Origin of the sequence: Sphaerisporangium sp. NPDC051011, from assembly GCF_040653595.1 — a bacterium.
Lineage (GTDB): Bacteria > Actinomycetota > Actinomycetes > Streptosporangiales > Streptosporangiaceae > Sphaerisporangium.
Genome location: NZ_JBFAGG010000036.1, coordinates 1 through 18,314, shown reverse-complemented (window position 1 = coordinate 18,314; position 18,314 = coordinate 1). Strand labels below are relative to the sequence as shown.

The 18,314-nt window shown below is 68.5% G+C and carries 16 protein-coding genes; 7 read left to right on the top strand and 9 right to left on the bottom strand.

The features are described from left to right. Positions 1-488: 488 nt before the first annotated feature. A complete protein-coding gene (locus AB0H21_RS40530; protein WP_358527332.1) occupies positions 489-1,283 on the bottom strand; it encodes a PhzF family phenazine biosynthesis protein in 795 nt (264 codons plus the stop codon). 165 nt (positions 1,284-1,448) lie between these two features. Here AB0H21_RS40530 and AB0H21_RS40525 point away from each other — a divergent pair, with 165 nt between their 5' ends. Then, positions 1,449-1,829 (top strand): cell division protein SepF, encoded by a 381-nt coding sequence (locus AB0H21_RS40525; protein WP_358527329.1) that lies wholly within the window; start codon positions 1,449-1,451, stop codon positions 1,827-1,829. Positions 1,830-2,194: 365 nt separating this feature from the next. Here the strand turns inward: AB0H21_RS40525 and AB0H21_RS40520 are convergent, their stop codons facing one another. The 4 genes from AB0H21_RS40520 to AB0H21_RS40505 all read right to left on the bottom strand — a co-directional run bounded on the left by AB0H21_RS40520 (position 2,195) and on the right by AB0H21_RS40505 (position 7,599). Continuing rightward, complete coding sequence (locus tag AB0H21_RS40520; protein WP_358527327.1) at positions 2,195-3,703, bottom strand: hypothetical protein; 1,509 nt, start codon at positions 3,701-3,703, stop codon at positions 2,195-2,197. Positions 3,704-3,997: 294 nt separating this feature from the next. After that, positions 3,998-5,740 (bottom strand): arginine--tRNA ligase, encoded by a 1,743-nt coding sequence (gene argS, locus AB0H21_RS40515; RefSeq protein WP_358527325.1) that lies wholly within the window; start codon positions 5,738-5,740, stop codon positions 3,998-4,000. Between the two features lie 142 nt (positions 5,741-5,882). Further along, positions 5,883-6,902 (bottom strand): phosphate acyltransferase PlsX, encoded by a 1,020-nt coding sequence (gene plsX / locus AB0H21_RS40510; RefSeq protein ID WP_358527323.1) that lies wholly within the window; start codon positions 6,900-6,902, stop codon positions 5,883-5,885. Positions 6,903-6,996: 94 nt separating this feature from the next. Next, on the bottom strand, positions 6,997-7,599 hold the full coding sequence (locus AB0H21_RS40505) for a DUF1707 domain-containing protein (protein WP_358527320.1): 603 nt from the start codon (positions 7,597-7,599) through the stop codon (positions 6,997-6,999). A 170-nt stretch (positions 7,600-7,769) separates the two neighbouring features. On the opposite strand from AB0H21_RS40505, the gene AB0H21_RS40500 reads away from it, so the two are divergent. After that, positions 7,770-9,122, top strand: a complete 1,353-nt coding sequence (locus tag AB0H21_RS40500; protein ID WP_358527317.1) for a lysine 2,3-aminomutase — start codon at positions 7,770-7,772, stop codon at positions 9,120-9,122. Positions 9,123-9,262: 140 nt separating this feature from the next. On the opposite strand, the gene AB0H21_RS40495 is transcribed toward AB0H21_RS40500, so the two are convergent. From AB0H21_RS40495 to AB0H21_RS40480, 4 genes are all read right to left on the bottom strand, one after another. Further along, on the bottom strand, positions 9,263-9,442 hold the full coding sequence (locus AB0H21_RS40495) for a hypothetical protein (RefSeq protein ID WP_114033227.1): 180 nt from the start codon (positions 9,440-9,442) through the stop codon (positions 9,263-9,265). A gap of 168 nt (positions 9,443-9,610) precedes the next feature. Beyond that, positions 9,611-10,144 (bottom strand): YbhB/YbcL family Raf kinase inhibitor-like protein, encoded by a 534-nt coding sequence (locus AB0H21_RS40490; RefSeq protein WP_358527314.1) that lies wholly within the window; start codon positions 10,142-10,144, stop codon positions 9,611-9,613. Between the two features lie 121 nt (positions 10,145-10,265). Then, positions 10,266-11,093, bottom strand: coding sequence for an ABC transporter ATP-binding protein (locus AB0H21_RS40485; protein ID WP_358527311.1), 828 nt, complete (start codon positions 11,091-11,093; stop codon positions 10,266-10,268). Further along, entirely contained in the window at positions 11,086-12,045 is a 960-nt protein-coding gene (locus AB0H21_RS40480) for an ABC transporter permease (RefSeq protein WP_358527308.1), read from the bottom strand. The genes AB0H21_RS40485 and AB0H21_RS40480 overlap by 8 nt, the downstream gene beginning before the upstream one ends. Positions 12,046-12,499: 454 nt before the next feature. On the opposite strand from AB0H21_RS40480, the gene AB0H21_RS40475 reads away from it, so the two are divergent. From AB0H21_RS40475 to AB0H21_RS40455, 5 genes are all read left to right on the top strand, one after another. Further along, positions 12,500-14,149, top strand: a complete 1,650-nt coding sequence (locus AB0H21_RS40475; RefSeq protein ID WP_358527305.1) for an ABC transporter substrate-binding protein — start codon at positions 12,500-12,502, stop codon at positions 14,147-14,149. Positions 14,150-14,262: 113 nt separating this feature from the next. Next, positions 14,263-15,204: an ABC transporter permease gene (locus AB0H21_RS40470; RefSeq protein ID WP_358527302.1), complete on the top strand. Its 942-nt coding sequence runs from the start codon at positions 14,263-14,265 to the stop codon at positions 15,202-15,204. Then, positions 15,197-16,120: an ABC transporter permease gene (locus AB0H21_RS40465; protein ID WP_358527300.1), complete on the top strand. Its 924-nt coding sequence runs from the start codon at positions 15,197-15,199 to the stop codon at positions 16,118-16,120. Before AB0H21_RS40470 ends, AB0H21_RS40465 begins: the two co-directional genes overlap by 8 nt. 11 nt (positions 16,121-16,131) lie before the next feature. Beyond that, entirely contained in the window at positions 16,132-17,172 is a 1,041-nt protein-coding gene (locus AB0H21_RS40460) for an ABC transporter ATP-binding protein (RefSeq protein ID WP_358527297.1), read from the top strand. Beyond that, a complete protein-coding gene (locus AB0H21_RS40455; RefSeq protein WP_358527295.1) occupies positions 17,156-18,166 on the top strand; it encodes a dipeptide ABC transporter ATP-binding protein in 1,011 nt (336 codons plus the stop codon). Before AB0H21_RS40460 ends, AB0H21_RS40455 begins: the two co-directional genes overlap by 17 nt. The last annotated feature ends 148 nt before the right edge of the window (positions 18,167-18,314 follow it).

Here is an 18,314-nt window from a genome sequence, read left to right as displayed (position 1 = left end):
ACGGTGTGGGAGAGTAGGACACCGCCGGACAATTTTTGTTATGCAGGAGGGCCACCCGAGGTTTCGGGTGGCCTTCCTGCGTTTCCGGGGTGTTTTCTGTGCTTCCCGTGCCTGTGTGTTCGATCTGGTGGCCCGGTTGCCGGGTCCTGTTTGCTGGGTTGGTCAGGTTTTTCCGTGTGTGCTGGGGTGGTGCCGGCCGGGGTCCGGAGGGGGTTGTCTCCCCTCTGGGGCCCGGCTTTTTGCTTGCCCGGCCGCGGGGCCCGTGTCTCCGCTCAACCGCTCCTCTCTCCTTTGCCGCCGTGCTGCTTCTGCGTCGCCGCAGGGGACATCTGTTAGTGGCGCGGGCGCGGTGGGACGCAGGTCGGCGAATCCGGCGCCCAGATACGGCGGCCGACCGGATCCTCACCGCTTCCTCCTGGTGGACGGTCATCGGGCCCTGGACGTACCCGGAGCCGGATCGAGAACCAGATGGACGACCCGCTCTTGGGTTATACGTGGAGGTGGCCGGACCAAATGGTTATGGCTTGGCCTGCGAGGGCTACGCGGTCGTCTTGCACGGTGGTGTGGACGGTGCCGCCTCGTTGGGAGAGCTGGGCGCCTACGAGAGAGGCCGGGCCGAGCTTGGCGGTCCAGTACGGGGCCAGCATGCAGTGGGCGGATCCGGTCACGGGGTCCTCGGGGATGCCGACGGCGGGGGCGAAGACGCGCGAGACGTAGTCGGCCTCGCCTGAAGGGTCGGCGGCGCGGGCGGTGACGCAGACGGCCCGGGCCGGCAGAGAGGCCAGGGCGTTGATGTCAGGGGTCAGCTCGCGGACCGCGTCCTCGGAGTCGAGCTCGGCCAGGATGTCGAAACGGCCCATGCCGACCCACGTCGGAGAGGCTCCGAGAGCCTTGCCGAGGGCCTCCGGAGGTGATATATCAGCCACCGGGATGGCCGGGAAATCCATCGAAATATGGTTGTGATCAAGCTTCCGCGTGGTCAGGATTCCACTCTTCGTAGAAAATTCGATCGAATCGGAGGCCGCCCCGATCGAATAGAGCACGTGGGCGGATGCCAGGGTGGCGTGCCCGCACAATGCCACCTCGGCCGCCGGAGTGAACCACCGCAGGGAGTACGGCCGGCCCTCCTCCTGCTCCAGAACGAACGCCGTCTCGGAGTGCCGCATCTCGCTGGCCAGGGATTGCATCCACTCGTCGGATCGCGGACTCTCCAGCAGGCAGACGGCGGCGGGGTTACCCTTGAAGGCCTGATCGGTGAACGAATCGACGGTGAAGATACGCATGCCGGCGATCCTATCCACCCCCAGATAACCGGTCGAAACGGCTGTGCAACCCGTGCAAAATCAAAAGGACATGGGCGTGTCGCGCCCTCCCCGGCGACGGGTCCGTTACGGTCATTTGTGTCGGGGCACGGCGAATGTGGCCGGTTCTCGCGGAAAGGACAGCCGATGGGGGCAGTGCGCAGGGTGGTGAGTTACCTTGGCCTGGGCGATGGGGATCAGTACGACGAGCCCTACGACTATGACGAGTACGAGGATGAGTGGATGCCCGCGTCGGAACGGGCCGCCAGGCGCTGGGGGTCGGGTGGGGATCCCGCACGGATCATCATGATCCGCCCGCGGAAGTACTCCGACGCGCTCACCGTGGGGCAGCACTTCCGGGATGGCCAGGCGGTCATCATGGACGTGGCGGGCATGTCCATGGCCGAGGCCACCCGTATGGTCGACTTCGCGGCCGGTCTCACCTACGGCTGCGAGGGGCGCATCGAGCGGATCGCTGACAAGGTCTTCCTGCTCGCCCCCGCCGACGTCGAGATCACGACCACGTAAGACGACGAGGACGAGAGGTCAGGTCCATGGAGGGCCCGGTGGCCCCGGTGAGAACCGGGCGAGCGCCTGGCGAGGATCTGGAGCGTCTGGGACGGCACCCCAAGACTGTGACGACGACGGACGATGACGGAGAAGCGCGACGCGGCGCCGGGAATCCGGCGCCGCGTTTTGCGTTCCGAGGGGGGTTGTCCTCTCGGCATGGCTCAGCGGGCCTGCGTGCTCTGCCAGGGCTCTGAGGGACGTCCTCTCCATGCAAGCCGGGTTGCTTGCTCAATCCGCCTCAGTGGGCATGGGCACGGCCATTTGTGGTCAGCGGTTTCCTTCTTCTCGGCCGCGTCCCGATCGTGCGTGCGAGAGCAGAACGTTCAGCGTGACGCGGCGGAAGGACGCTGGCCGGCGACCGCCGGGCCACGGCGCAGGAGGCGGGTGAGCGCCGTGAGGTTCTCCTGGGCGGTCGCGGCGCGCTGCTCCGCCTCGCGCGCGAAGTCGTGCAACGCCCACACCGCCGCCTCGGCCTGCTCACGCAGCCGGGCGACCTCGGCCTCGACGCGGCGTGCCTTGGCCTGTTCGCGGGCGTTCGCACGCCAGAGCAGGAAGCCGACGATGCCGCCGAGGACGAGCGAGGCCACGGCGAACAGCTCGGACACCGTGAAGGCCAGCACCAGGGCCGCGATGGGCAGCAGCGCCGGCCCGTACACCAGCCAGCGCGAGGAGCGGTGTGCCGCGCTCTCGGCGTGGATGGCCGTCTCGGCTGCGGTGAGGGACGGGACATCGGGGCCTTCGGGGCGCAGGATCACCTCGTGCCCGAGCAGCGGCACGCTGATCTCCGAGGGCGGCGCGACCGCCGTCGCCTCGGCGAGCTCTCCGGCGGCGGTACGGACGACCGGCGCGGCGACGTGGAAGGCGATGGCCGCGAGGTACGGGTCCGCGCCGGGCTGGATGTCGTCCAGAAGGTGCGCGCTCAGCGCCCCGAGGTTCGCCGGTTCCTCCACAGGGTGTGCACTGCTCAGCGAATCGAGTGGTCCTGGCTCCTTCGCGTGGGCAAGGGAGCGGAGAACGGTGAGCGGCTCGGTGTCGGGCCGGGGGTCAGGTCGCTCGCCTCGGGGGATCAGCGGCGGGCGGGCGGAGGTGATCTCGGTGCAGCGTTCGAGCAGGCGCTTAAGGCGGGACGCGGCCCGTACCGGCTCGGCCAGTTCGGGGACCTCGGCCAGGGCGGGCAGCGCGGTCATGGCGGGCGAACCGGCGGAGGCGTCCTCCGGGGCGAGGGCGCGCAGCCACAGTTCGGGCTCGATGGCCGAGGAGACGCCCGAGGCGTCGAGCTTGCGCAGCACGAAGATCTTGCCCGCGGGGCCGTACGCGCCGCGGGCGGCGGCGGTCCACAGCGCGCGCTGGCCTGGAGTCACCGGGCGATCGGCGGACAGGTCGCCGAAGGCGGTGCCGAGCCACGAGGCGTGGATGCGGTCGCCGTTCCCGCTGACGGCGAGGGCCAGGCAGAGGAAGAGGGCGGTCCCGGCCTCGTCGAGCTGCGCGGCGCGGCTGAGCGGCTCCAAGGCGTCGTCCCCGGAGAGGATCAGGACGAGCGCCTCGATCGCGGCGGCCAGCCAGGAGCCGGGCGCGTCGAGGCCGCCCGGGGGAAGCGGCGGCGCGGTACCGTCCGCGGCCAACCGCGTGAAAAGCGCCTCGGCATACCGCCGCAACTCCGAAACGTCCTCGACACCGGCCCGCGTACCGTCCTCGACACCGGCTTGCGAGCCGTCCTCGATACCGGGCCCTGAGCCGGCGCCGATGCCGGTTTCCGCGACGTCTTGGGCGGTGCCGGTGGTGTCCCCTGCGGTCGGCTCCGAGAGGGTGCCATCCCCAGGCGCCGGTCCCAAGAAAGGGGTGTCCTCCGCGGCCGGTCCCGAGAGGGTGGGGGCTCCTGCGGCTCCGTGAGTGGTGGGGGGACTGGCGGTGGTGCGGCGTGGGGGCGGCACAGGGTTCGCGGCGCCGGAAAAGCCGGAGTTTTCGGTCAGGTCCATGCTCAAAGCGGGCAACTCCCCGAAGGCGTGAGGAAGCCCCCCGGTGGCGAGGGTTCGGCAGGCATTCCCATGACCGCGCCAAGGTTAGTTCTTTGGGTGCCGCCGTGTACGACGGCACGCCGACGAGCGGCGCGAGGAGAGGACGGGTTGTCACATGCGGTCGGGGACGGGGACGCCCAAGAGGTTCAGGCCGGTTTGGAGGACGCGTAGGGTCAGGGCGCACAGGGCCAGGCGGGAGGTGCGCGTTTCGGGGGTGACGTCGTCCTTCAGGACGGGGCACTTCTCGTAGAAGGTGGTGAAGGCGCTGGCCGTCTCGTAGAGGTAGGCGCAGACGCGGTGGGGCTCGGCCGTGGCGGTGGCGTTCTCGATGACCGTGCCGAACCCCAGGAGCTGAAGCGCCAGGTCGCGCTCGGCCTGCTCGCCGAGGATGATCGGCCCGGTGACCTCGGACGGGTCGACGTCGCCCTTGCGGAAGATCGAGCGGATTCGCGCCGTGGCGTACTGCATGTACGGGCCGGTGTTGCCGGTGAAGGCCAGCATGCGGTCGAAGTCGAAGATGTACTCGCTGTCGTGGCTGACCGACAGGTCGGCGTACTTGACCGCGCCGATGCCGACCGTGCGGGCGATCTCGGCGCGCGTCGCCTCGTCGTAGCCGCGCTCGGCGATGGCGGTGGAGGCGCGCTCGACGGCCTCGTCCAGCAGGTCGAGCAGCTTGACGCTCTCACCGCTGCGCGTGCGGAACCGGCGGCCGTCGGCGCCGAGCATCATGCCGATCTGGAGGTGCTCGGCGGAGACCTCGTCGGTCAGCCAGCCCGCCTGCCGGGCGGCGGCGAAGACCATCTGGAAGTGCAGGGCCTGGTCGGCGCCCACGACATACAGGATGCGGTCGGCCTTCAGGTCGCGCACGCGGTAGCGGATGGCGCTCATGTCGGTCGTGGCGTAGCCGTACCCGCCGTCGCTCTTCCGGATGATCAGCGGCAGGGGTTTGTCGTCGCTGCCCTTGAAGCCCGGGGGGAACACGCACAGCGCGCCCTCGCTGATCACGGCGACCCCGGCGGCCTCCAGATCGTCGCAGGTCTCGGCGAGCATGGGGTTGTACATGCTCTCGCCGGCGATGTCGGCGTCGGTCAGCGTGACGCCGAGCAGGGAGTAGATCCGGTTGAAGTAGCGGATCGTGGCGTCCATGAACAGGTGCCACAGCCGGATCGTCTCCGGGTCCTCGGACTGGAGGGTGCTGACGCGGCGGCGCGAGCGATCTTTGAAGTCCGGGTCGGAGTCGAACTTGGCCCGCGCCTCCTGGTAGTACTCGTTGGTCTCGCCGGACTCCAGCCGGGCGAGGGCGTTGGCCTCGCCGATGTCGAGCAGGTGCTCGATGAGCATGCCGAACTGGGTGCCCCAGTCGCCGAGGTGGTTCTGCCGGATGACCCGGTTGCCGAGGTAGTGCTGGAGGCGGGCCAGCGAGTCGCCGACGATGGTCGTCCGAAGGTGGCCGACGTGCATCTCTTTGGCGGCGTTCGGCGCGGAGTAGTCGATGACGACGGTCTGCGGGGGCGTGGCGCGCCCGACGCCGCTGCGCGGATCCTGGAGCGTGAGCGAGGCCTGCTCGGCGATCCATTCGTCGCTCAGCGTGATGTTGAGGAAGCCGGGACCGCTGATCTCGATCTTGGAGAACGCGTCGCCGGCGCCGGCCGCGCCGAGGGCGTCGGCGATGGCCTGGGCGACCTCCCGCGGGGTGCGTCGCAGCCGCTTGGCCAGGCTCAGCGCGACGTTCGCCTGGAAATCGGCGAACTGAGAGGGCCGGATCAGCGGGTCGGCGCCCATGTACTCCGGACCGAAGGCGGTGCCCAGCGCCTGCTGGACCCGCTCGGTGAGCACGAGCTGCGGGTCGGTCATGCGTCAAGGATATCGGCTGATCACCGGACGGCGAGATGTTTATCCACAGGCATGATCGTCCTGTGGGTGGACCCCCAGAAGAGGCCCGGTCGGCGTCCCGGTCGGAGGGCGGCCGGCGGTGGGGCTGAGGGTGGGGTGGGGGTCAGCGGCGGCGGAGGGATTTGTGGCCCGCCGCGATGCGCTCGCCGACGCGGGTGACCGTGCCCTGGCGGGCGAGGGTGAGGGCGAGTGCGCACGCGGCGGCCACGCCCTTGGCGGTCGAGGCGCCGTGGGCGATCACCACGGTGCCGTTCAGGCCGAGCAGCACGGCCCCGCCGTACACCTCCGGGTCGAGGCGTTTGCGCAGCTCGCGCAGCCGCCCGCGCTGGAGCGTCGCGGCGAGACGCGAGACGTGCCCGGATTCGAGGGTCTCGCGCAGTTCGGTGAACGCGTACCGGACGGCGCCCTCCATGGTCTTGAGGGCGATGTTCCCGGTGAAGCCGTCGGTGACGATCACGTCGACGACCCCGTTCAGCAGGTCGTGTCCCTCGATGTTGCCGGTGAAGTTCAGCGCGGGAACGGCGGCGAGCAGCTCGTGGGCGCGTTTGGTGAGCTTGTTGCCCTTCTCGGCCTCCCCGCCGATCGTGAGCAGGCCGACGCGGGGCCGCTCGATGCCGAGGGCCGTCTCGGCGTACGCGGCGCCGAGGTGGGCGAACTGGACGAGGATCTCCGGCTTGACGTCGGCGGTGGCTCCGGCGTCCAGCAGGACGGTGGGGTGGGGCCTGGTGGGCAGGGGGACGGTGATGGCGGGCCGCAGGACGCCCTGCTGGGCTCTCAGCCGCAGCTTGCCGGTGGCCACGACCCCGGCCGTGGAGCCGGCGGACACGACGGCGGAGGCGTCGCCCCGGCGCACGAGGTGACAGGCGACGGCGATGCTGGAGCGGGGACGGCGCAGGCTGGCGAGGGCGCCCTCGTCCATGGCGAGGGCCTCCTCCGCTCGCACGATCGGGATCTCTCCGACGGCGTCGTGCTCGGCGAGCGCCTCGGAGATCGCGCGGGGGGCGCCGACGAGCACGATGGGCACGCCGTGGTCCCGTACGGCCGCCACGGCTCCCGCCACGATCGCGCCTGGGGCGTGGTCGCCTCCCATGGCGTCAAGGGCTATCGGCGGAATGCCGTCCAAGCGGTCACCTCGTACGGAATCAGTGTGTGTCCCGCATCGTAGGTGGCCAGGCTGAGTGTTCTGTGCGCCAGGCCGGACGCCGGGGTGGTGCGCCTCAGCCCATGTGCCAGGGCCAGTGGTGGTCGCTGACCCCGCGCGAGACCACGACCTTGCCGAACATCGCCCGGCCCGTCACGCGGATGAGCGGCCCGTTCGGGTCGCCGCCCTCGTTGCCGCCGGAGATGTGACGCTTGGAGAAGATCGCGCTGCCCTCGTCCATCACCCGGGCGTTCTCGGGGACACGGACGATGAGCTTGCCGCAGAACGAGTTGAGTTCGAGGGTGACCTCGCGGCCAGGGAGCACGGCGTCGGTGAGGTCGATGATGAGCGCCCCGAAGGTGGAGCGCAGGACGGTGTGGCGGCCGGCCACCCAGCGCCCGCCTCGAATGATCTTGCTGAAGACGGCCGTGACCGCCTGCTGGTCGGCGCTGAAGCTCGGCGTGGAGGCGGGGGCGAGGCCGGTCAGGTCGCGGGTGAGCGGGACCAGGTCGCCGACGGTGACGGCGTTGTAGGCGGCTTCCAGCCTGTCGGCGTGCTCGACGCTGGTGAGGCGGCCGGTGGCCAGAGCCTCGCCCAGGATGGCGGCGATGTGATCGCGGTCGGCGTCGGACGCGCGCTGCGCGGTGTCGCCTGACTCGAAGGGCGTAAGAGAGCTCACACGGACCAGCGTAGCCCAACTCAAGATATGTCGCGATATCCGGAAGGTTTTACCAAGGCTTTTCGGTCGGGCGGAACCAAGCGGACGTGCTCGAGCGTCCGTAAGAGCAAAAGACGCACAACAGGCGCATCAGGTTTACCGGACAGACCACAAGAGAGGAAAAATCTCGAGTGACCCTGACCCAGACCGGTACAAGAGGATTCCGGGCCTACACGGCCAAGCATCTGGACGACCTACTCATGCGCGCGGGGCTCGACTCCGAGGCGCGGCTGCGCGTCCGGGCGGTGGCGTCGGTGCTGCCGTTCAGGACGAACCAATATGTCGTCGACCAGTTGATCGACTGGTCGGACATTCCGGGTGACCCCATCTACCGGCTGGTGTTCCCGCAGGAGGACATGCTGCCCGAGAAGGACGTGTCGTCCATCGCCGGGCTCCTGCGGGCCGGGGCGCCCGCCGCCGAGGTGCAGACGGCGGCGAGCAGGGTGCGTATGAGGCTCAACCCGCATCCGGCCGGGCAGATGGAGCTGAACATGCCGCGGGTGGGGAGCGACTCGATGCCCGGCATCCAGCACAAATACCCGGAGACCGTGCTCTTCTTCCCCAAGCAGGGGCAGACCTGCCACGCCTACTGCACGTACTGCTTCCGCTGGGCCCAGTTCGTCGGCGACCCGGACCTCAAGATGGCGTCCGACGACGTCCAGGGCCTGGGCCGCTATCTGCGTGAGCACCCTGGCGTCACCAGCGTGCTGCTCACCGGCGGCGACCCGATGATCATGAGCGGTCCCGTGCTGCGGAGGTACGTCGAGCCGCTGCTCGCGCTGGAGCAGCTGGAGTCCATCCGCATCGGCAGCAAGTCGCTCGCCTACTGGCCCGGCCGGTTCGTCACCGACCCCGACGCCCCGGACGTCCTGCGGCTGTTCTCGTCGGTCGTCGAGTCCGGCAAGAACCTCGCCTTCATGGCGCACTTCTCACACCCGCGCGAGATGGAGCCCGAGCTCGTCCAGACGGCCGTGCGGGCGATCCGGGACACCGGCGCCGTCATCCGCACGCAGGCGCCGCTGATCCGTACGGTCAACGACCACCCGGACACCTGGGCGGGCATGTGGAGGACCCAGCTCGGGCTCGGCATGGTGCCGTACTACATGTTCGTCGAGCGCGACACCGGGCCGCAGGACTACTTCGCGGTGCCGCTGGCCCGCGCTTACGAGATCTTCCGCGACGCCTACGCGCGGGTCTCCGGGCTGTGCCGCACCGTGCGGGGCCCGTCGATGTCCGCGACGCCGGGGAAGGTGTGCGTGGACGGGGTCGCCGAGGTGGCGGGGCGGAAGGTCTTCGTGCTGCATCTCATACAGGCACGCGACCCCGCGCTCGTCGGGCGCCCGTTCTTCGCGGAGTACGACCCGGGGGCGGCGTGGATCAGCGATCTGCGCCCGGCCTTCGCCGACCGATTCCCGTTCGAGACCACCCCCCTGGATGACGCATGCCTCCCGGCCTCGCCGGGCGGCCCGCTCGGCCGGCTGTAAGACCGCCGGGCGAGGCCGGGAGGCCGGCACATCCCGAACACACCGGCCGGTGCCTCGCCCGAGGCGCCGGCCGGTGTTCGAACGCCGAAGCGAATATCGATGTGGTCGATGACTTGACTTGACCCAGGATCAGATCTCTGTCAGGAGCCCGGATTGCGCACGTAGGTGCGGCGGGCGATCTGGGCCTGCAGGCGGGCCATCTGCCAGTGCAGCTCGATGAGCTGCTCGGCGAGCAGGCCACGTGGAATGTCCGAAGGGTCTTCCGCGGACAGGTGATCGATCGCGATCGCCAGTTCTTGCACCCCGCACCCCCACTCCATCACGTATCCCTCAGATCGAATCTTCGTTCGAATCATAGTGGAACGCCGTGCGCGATGTCAGCAGATTCGGGGGCGCGTGTCGGACTTCTGTACGGTCTAGTCCGATCGGTATCAGAGGACCCGCGAGACGCGGCGGCACCGGCCGCCGACGTCCGTCACCGCGGGGGCTCAGGTCTCGTAGATCGGGGCGATGTAGCCGCGGGCGAGCGTGTTGGCGGTGACGTTGAAGCCCACGACGGCGGCCGCAGGGTCGTCCCCGAGGTCGAGTTTCTCGACGCCGAGCGCGTGGACGGCGAACAGGTAGCGGTGCGGCGTGCCGGGAGGCGGCGCGGCGCCGCCGTAGTGCTTCAGGCCGTAGTCGTTGCGCCCGTGGACGGCGCCCACGGGCAGGCCCTTCAGGTCGGCCGACCCCGCGCCGGACGGCAGCTCGGTGACGTCGGCCGGGATGTCGTACACCAGCCAGTGCCAGAAGCCGCTGCCGGTCGGCGCGTCGGGGTCGAAGCACGTCACGGCGAAGCTCTTGGTGCCCGCGGGCGCGCCCGACCAGCGCAGGTGCGGGGAGACGTTGCCGCCGCCCACGCCCCAGCCGTCGAAGACCTGGGCGTCGGACAGGCGCTCGCCGTCCCTGACGTCGTCACTCTCGACGGTGAGCGGCGGGACCTCGGGCAGGAAGTCGTACGGAATCGGTGGTTGCTTGGCCACAGGGGACCTCCGATGAAAGGACGTTCTCGAACTCGAACGTCCCCATCCTGCCCTGCCTATGACCGAGCCTCCGGTACAGCGCCCCGAACCCGCCGCGCCGGAGGCGCGGCCATAGGCACAGCTAGGCGTTGTAGGCCGCGAGGACGGTCGTGGGGTCGCCGTCCATCTTGATCTGGCCCTTGTGCAGCCAGATGACGCGGTTGCAGGTCTCTTCGATGACGTCCAGGTTGTGGGCGACCAGGAACACCGTGCCGGCCTCCTCGCGCATCTGGTGGATGCGCTCCTGGCTCTTGCGCTTGAAGTCGCGGTCGCCGGTGGCGAGGGCCTCGTCGATCAGCAGGACGTTGTGGGTCTTGGCCGAGGCGATGGCGAACCGCAGCCGGGCGCCCATACCCGAGGAGTAGGTGGACATCGGGAACTGGACGAACTCGCCGATGCCGGAGAACTCGACGATCTCGTCGTAGCGCTCCCTGACCTGGGCGGGCGTCATGCCCATCGCGTAGCAGCCGAGCACGATGTTGCGCTCGCCGGTCAGCTCCTTCATCAGCGCGGCGTTGACGCCGAGCAGCGATGGCTGGCCGTCGGTGTAGACCGAGCCCTTGTGCGGGGGCAGCAGGCCGGCGATGGCCCGCAGCAGGGTGGACTTGCCTGAGCCGTTGCGGCCGATGATGCCGATCGCGTCGCCGTGGCGGGCGATGAAGCTCACGCCCTTCACGGCGTGGACCTCCTTCATCTGCGGCCGGCCCTGGCGGCGGATGATGCGCATCAGGGCGTTGGCGGCGTTGCCCTTCTCGGCCTCGCTGGCCGCGCCGAACACGCGGTAGATGATGTGGAGGTCGTCGACGATGACCGTGGGCGCGCCTATCTCGGCGGCGTCCTGCGGCGCGGCGCCCGCCTGGGTCGCCTGCTCGTTCGCCATCTGGGACAGCTCCTTGGTCAGCTCAGCCACGGCCGTACCTCTCTTCGGCCCGCCAGAAGTACCAGAAGCCGCCGATCAGGGCCACCGCGGCCCAGAAGGCAGCGTATAGCCACAGCTGGCCCAGGCTGCTGTGCGGGTAGCCGAGCTTGTCGAGATCGCGAGGATACGTCGCGAGGAGCAGGTGCCGCATCAGGTCGATGAAGACGGACGGCGGGTTGAACTCCAGCAGGAAGCGGGCCCAGTCCGGGTTGTCCTTCATCTTCGCCGGGATGCTGTAGAAGACGCCCGAGGTGTAGAGCCAGGTGCGCAGGACGAAGGGCAGCAACTGGTTCATGTCGCGGACGAACGCGCCCACGCGGGCGAGCAGCAGGCTCATGCCGACGTTGAAGATCGTCTGTAGGAGCAGGGCGAACGGGATCAGCAGCCACGCCCACACGAGCGGCTCGCCCGTGACCAGGACGATGACCGCCAGGACGCCCATGGAGATGGCGAGCTGCTGGAACTCCTGGATCGTGTACGCCAGGGGGAGCGCCGCGCGCGGGAAGTGGAGCGCGCGGATCAGCGAGAGGTTCCCCGAGATCGACTTGGCGCCGCCCGTGATCGACCGCTGGGTGTAGGAGTACACGAACACACCGGTGATGAGGAACGCGGTGTAGTTGGTGATGTCCTTCTTCTGCCCCAGGATCAGGCCGAACATGAGGTAGTAGACGCCCGCGTTCAACAGCGGCGTGAGCACCTGCCACAGCTGGCCCAGCATCGAGTCGGAGTACTTCGAGACGTTACGCGACGTGGCGTACGTCAGGACGAAGTGCCGCCGCTCCCACAATTGACGCAGGTAGACGGGCAGACTGGGGCGCGCGATGGCGCGTCGCAACCCGTGGCGCTCGGCGAGCGCGGACAGCGATTCCTTCCCGTTCTGGGAGGAGCCGCGAGCCCGGTCGCCCGCTCGGGAGTCCGCGACGGCGGATTCCGGCTGACTCATGGCATGGACTCTATTGGATCCGGGTGAATGACATGCCTACGGTGCCATTCGATCAGGGCGCACGTCTGGTACACGGGTACGCGCGGGGGCCTGACGCCGGTCATGCGAGGCATGTCCGCGCAGGTGGGAGCCGGAAGGGGGGATGCCCAGCAGAGATGCCCTGGGTGCGACCATTGCCCAATTGTGTGTACCTTAGTGAGGACTTTGTGCCATATCAAGGCATTGTTGATGGCCTAGATGGTATGCGTGTGACGCCGGACAGGGCCACGTGTGACCGAACTGCAATGCGCCAGAGACTCGCTGGTGCGAAGTAGTGAGGGATGCTCGCGGTCGACTGGCAGGGCGTCAACTGACTTGACCGTGTCCGCGAATTCCAGGGCCGGATCCCCTGGGAGGGGCACGACACGGCGCGGTTCAGTGTCAACGCCCACCTTAGAGGGAGGATTAATCCACGATGCGTGTGACCAAGGGCGCACAGATCGTAACGGCGACCGCGTTGCTCGCGCTGGCGGTTGCGGCGTGTGGCGGTAGCAGTGGCAACACCAGCACCAACTCCAGCTCCTCCGCCGCCGGCGGTGGCGCCGCGGGTGCGGTCCGGGTCGAGATCGCTGAACCCCAGCACGACCTCATCCCGGGCAACACGACCGAGACGAGTGGCGCCGAGGTGCTGAACGCCCTCTTCGTCGGACTTGTTGACTACGACGCGGACAAGAAGCCGTTCAACCGCGTCGCCGAGTCCATCGAGTCCCCGGACTCCACGACGTGGACGATCAAGCTCAAGGACGGGTACAAGTGGCACAACGGTGAACCCGTCGTGGCCCAGAACTTCGTCGACTCCTGGAACTTCACGGCGAACGGCGCCAACGCCCAGGAGGGCAACTACTTCTTCGGGAGCATCGTCGGCTACGACGAGATGAACCCGGGCGAGGGCAAGACGCCGACGGCGACCACCCTCAGCGGGCTGAAGGTCGTCGACGACAAGACCTTCACCGTCCAGCTCAAGAACCCGTTCTCCGGCTTCCCGACGATGCTGGGCTACACCGCGTTCTACCCCCTGCCCAAGGCGGCCTTCGAGTCCGAGGGCAAGCTCAAGGCCGACTACGGCTCCAACCCGGTCGGCAACGGCCCCTTCAAGATGTCCAAGGCCTGGAAGCGCGGCACGGACCAGACCATCTCCATGGTCCGCAACGAGGACTTCAAGGAGGGCAAGGCCAAGATCGACGTCGACTTCAAGATCTACACCGACCTCGCGACGGCCTTCAACGACCTGCGCGCCGGCAACCTGGACATCATGGACCAGCTGCCCGCCGAGGCGATCGCCACCGCCAAGACCGAGTTCGGCGACCGCTACATCGAGCAGCCGTCCTCGGGTGTCGGCTACATCGGCTTCCCGATCGAGAACGGCGCCAACTACGCCAAGAGCGCGGACGTCCGCAAGGCGATCTCCATGGCGATCGACCGCAAGACGATCACCGAGACCGTCTTCTCCGGCACCCGCGTTCCGGCCGACGACTTCATCAGCCCGGTCGTCTCCGGCTACCGCCAGGGCGCCTGCGGCGAGGCGTGCACCTACGACCCCGCCAAGGCCAAGGCCCTGTTCCAGCAGGCCGGCGGCGACAAGATGGACGAGATCGTCATCGGCTACAACGGTGACGGCGGCCACAAGGAGTGGATCGAGGCCATCGCCAACAACCTGCGCACCAACCTCGGTGCGAAGGTCACGCCGAAGCCGGTCGAGAAGTTCGCCACGATCCTCGACGACCTGGGCGCCAAGAAGTGGCCCGGCGCCTTCCGCATGGCGTGGATCATGGACTACCCGTCCCCCGAGAACTACCTGCGGCCGATCTTCGGCTCGGGCGGCAGCTCGAACTACTCCGGCTACAAGAGCAAGGAGTTCGACGACCTGCTGACCCAGGGCGACGCCGCCAAGACCCTCGACGAGGGCATCCAGTTCTACCAGAAGGCGGACGACCTGCTCATCCAGCAGCTGCCGTACATTCCGATCTACTTCTACCAGACCAACGGCGCCTACTCGCAGAACGTGAAGAACGTCAAGATTGACCCGTTCGAGCGGATCGACCTGTTCAACGTAGAGAAGGCCTGACGCCGACCACTCCGGGTGGTTCGATACATTCGAACCACCCGGAGTGGACGGCCACCCATGAGGGCAGCTCAGAGGTTGCGGCGGGCTGCCCTTTGTAATGATCGGGAGACTCAATGGGCCGCTACGTCCTACGGCGCCTGCTCCAGGCGATCCCTGTGTTGCTGGGCACCACCTTCCTCATCTTCGCCATCGTCTACGCCCTGCCGGGCGACCCCCTCCAAGCGCTGGCCGGCGAGAAGCGCGTCGACCCCGTCTTCGCGGCGGCGATGAGGGAACAGTTCCATCTGAACGAACCGCTGCTCGTGCGGTACGGGTACTACATCCGTGACATTCTCAGCGGCGACTTCGGAACCACGTTCCGCGGGCTTCCCGTCTCGACCATCTTCGAGGGCAAGTTCCAGGTCACGTTCAAGCTGTCGATGACCGCCCTCATCTTCGAGGCCGTCATCGGCATCGGCCTCGGATTCTGGGCCGCGCTGCGGCGCGGCAAGTGGGAGGACAAGGCCGTCCTGGCCTTCACGCTGCTGCTCGTCTCGATCCCGACCCTGGTCAGCGGCTTCGTGCTCCAGCTCGTCCTCGGCGTCAAGCTGAAGCTCGGCACGGGCATCGACTTCTTCCCCGTCGCGGGCGTCCAGGACGGCATGCGCAGCTACCTGCTGCCGGGATTCGTGCTCGCCACCATCTCCATCGCCTACCTCACCCGCCTGACGCGGACGAGCCTGATGGAGACCCTGCGCGCGGACTACGTCCGGACGGCCGTCGCCAAGGGCATGCCACGAAGGCGCGTGCTGGGACGCCACGCGCTGCGCAACTCGCTGATCCCCCTGGTGACCTACCTGGGCGCCGACCTCGGCACGCTCATGGGCGGCGCGGTCATCACCGAGACCATCTTCAACCTGCCCGGAATCGGCCAGCAGCTCTTCCAGTCGGTCTACCTGCAGGAGAACCCTGTCGTGGTGGGCATCGTGACGGTACTGGTCCTGATCTACATCGTGGCCAACCTCCTGGTCGACCTGCTGTACGCCGTCCTCGATCCCAGGATCCGCTATGAGTAACGACACCCTGCCCGCGACGGCGCCCGCCGCGCCGCCCGCGAAGACCGCCAAGAAGGACAAACCCGCGAGCCTGTGGTCGGACGCGTGGTACGACCTGCGGCGCAACCCGGTGTTCATCATCGGTGCCGCCATGGTGGGGCTGCTCGTCGTGATCTCCACGGTCCCCGGTGTCTTCGACAGCGTGGGCGTGGACCCCTCCACCTGCAACCTGGCCAACGCGCGCAAGGGCATCACGTCCGAGCACTGGTTCGGCAGCGACAACCTGGGCTGTGACGTGTACTCCCGGGTCATCCACGGCGCGCGGGTGTCGATCCTGGTGGGCTTCATCAGCGCGGCCGTGACCGGCATCGTCGGCGGCGTCCTCGGCCTGCTGGCCGGCTTCTACGGACGCTGGGTCGACGTCATCCTCTCCCGCGTCGCCGAGATCTTCTTCGCCATCCCGTCGATCCTCGGCGCCGTGCTGATCCTGGCGGTGATCGGCCGCGACAACGCCGGCATCGGCAGCGTCGTCCTGGCCCTGGCCCTGCTCGCGTGGCCGATGGTCCTGCGCATCATGCGCGCCGCGGTCATCACGGCCAAGCACCAGGACTACGTCGTGGCCGCCCGGGCGCTCGGCGCGGGGCCGTGGCGGATCATGCTCCGGCACATCCTGCCCAACGCGGTCGCGCCGGTGATCGTGGTGTCGACCATCAACCTCGGTGCGTTCATCGCTGCCGAGGCGGCCCTGTCCTTCCTGGGCCTCGGCATCCAGTCCCCGCAGATCTCCTGGGGCCTGATGATCGCGGACGCGCGCAACCGCTTCCTGGAGGCGCCGCTCCCGCTGCTCTTCCCCGCGCTGTTCCTGAGCCTGACCATCCTCAGTGTCGTCATGCTGGGTGACGCGGTTCGTGACGCGCTCGACCCCAAGCTGCGGTAGGAGAGGCACAGATGGTGAAGAACCCGTCAACCGACACGAGCCTGCTGCCCGCGGACACCGGGAACGAGCCCCTGCTCGCGGTGGACGACCTGCACGTCGAGTTCACGACCCGCCAGGGCCTGGTCAGGGCCGTCAACGGCGTGAGCTACACGGTGAACGCCGGCGAGTCGCTGGCCGTCCTCGGCGAGTCGGGCTCCGGCAAGTCGGTGACCGCACAGGCGATCATGGGCATTCTGGACATGCCGCCCGCGCGGATCCCCAAGGGCGAGGTCCGCTTCCGCGGCACCGACCTGCTCAAGCTGTCGGACCAGGCGCGCAGCCAGATCCGCGGCCAGCGCATCGCCATGATCTTCCAGGACGCCCTCTCGGCGCTGAACCCGGTGTTCACCGTCGGCTGGCAGATCAGCGAGATGTTCCGGGTGCACCGCGGCATGTCCAAGCGCGACGCCATGAAGAAGGCCGTCGAGCTCATGGACCGCGTGCGCATCCCGGCCGCCAAGCAGCGCGTCAACGACTACCCGCACCAGTTCTCCGGCGGTATGCGCCAGCGCATCATGATCGCGATGTCGATCGCGCTGGACCCCGAGGTGCTGATCGCCGACGAGCCGACCACCGCGCTGGACGTGACCGTCCAGGCGCAGATCATGGAACTGCTCGCCGAGCTTCAGCGCGAGAGCAACATGGGGCTCATCCTGATCACGCACGACCTCGGCGTGGTCGCGGACGTCGCCGACAAGATCGCGGTCATGTACGCCGGGCGGATCGTCGAGAACGCCCCCGTGCACGACCTCTACAAGACCCCCGCGCACCCCTACTCCAAGGGCCTTCTCGACTCGATCCCCCGGGTCGACCAGAAGGGCCAGGACCTGTACGCGATCAAGGGGCTGCCGCCGAACCTGCTCGACATGCCCTCGGGCTGTGCCTTCCACCCCCGCTGCCCGTACCGCCGCGACAACTGCGTGACCGACGTGCCCCCGCTGTACGAGATCAGCGGGACCCGCGGCAGCGCGTGCCACTACTACAGGGAGGTGCTCGATGGCTCCGTCGGCTGAGCCGATCCTCGAGGTCCGCGACCTGGTCAAGCACTTTCCGCTGAACCAGGGCATCGTCTTCAAGCGGCAGATCGGCGCGATCAAGGCGGTGGACGGCGTCTCCTTCGATCTGCACCGCGGAGAGACGCTCGGCGTCGTCGGCGAGTCCGGCTGCGGCAAGTCGACGCTGGCCAAGCTGCTGATGGCGCTGGAGCGGCCGACCTCGGGCCAGGCGAAGATCAAAGGGGTCGACCTGGCCAAGGCGCGCGGCTCCGAGCTCAAGCGGATGCGCCGCAACATCCAGATGGTCATGCAGGACCCGTACACCTCGCTGAACCCGCGGATGACCGTCGGCGACATCATCGGCGAGCCGTTCGAGATCCACTCCGAGGTGGCGCCCAAGGGTGACCGCCGCCGGAAGGTGCAGGAGCTGCTGGAGGTCGTCGGCCTCAACCCCGAGCACATCAACCGCTACCCGCACCAGTTCTCGGGCGGCCAGCGGCAGCGCATCGGCATCGCCCGCGGCCTGGCGCTCCAGCCCGAGATCATCATCTGCGACGAGCCCGTATCGGCGCTGGACGTGTCGATCCAGGCGCAGGTGATGAACCTGCTGGAGAAGCTGCAGAACGAGTTCGACCTCGCGTACATCTTCATCGCGCACGACCTGTCGGTCGTCCGGCACATCTCCGACCGTGTCGCGGTGATGTACCTCGGCAAGATCGTGGAGCTCGGCAAGGACGCCGACATCTACGAGCGGCCCGCGCACCCGTACACCCAGGCGCTGCTGTCGGCCGTGCCGGTCCCCGACCCCGAGGGCCGGGAAGGACGCGAGCGGATCATCCTGCAGGGGGACCCGCCCTCGCCGGCCGACCCGCCGTCCGGCTGCCGGTTCCGCACGCGCTGCTGGAAGGCGCAGGACATCTGCGCCGAGCAGGAGCCGCTGCTGGAGATCCGCGCGGGCGGCCACCTGAGCGCCTGCCACTTCGCCGAGGCACACGACGTGATCAACGCCTGAGCTGTGTTCATGGCCGCGCCTCCGGCACGGCGGGTTCGGGGCGCCCCTTTAGGCCAAGGCCGTGAAGTTAAGGCCTCAGGGCTGGTGGCAAGGGACGGTCTCGATCTGATGGACCGCCGGACATGGGAAGCGGAGCCCCGATAGAACG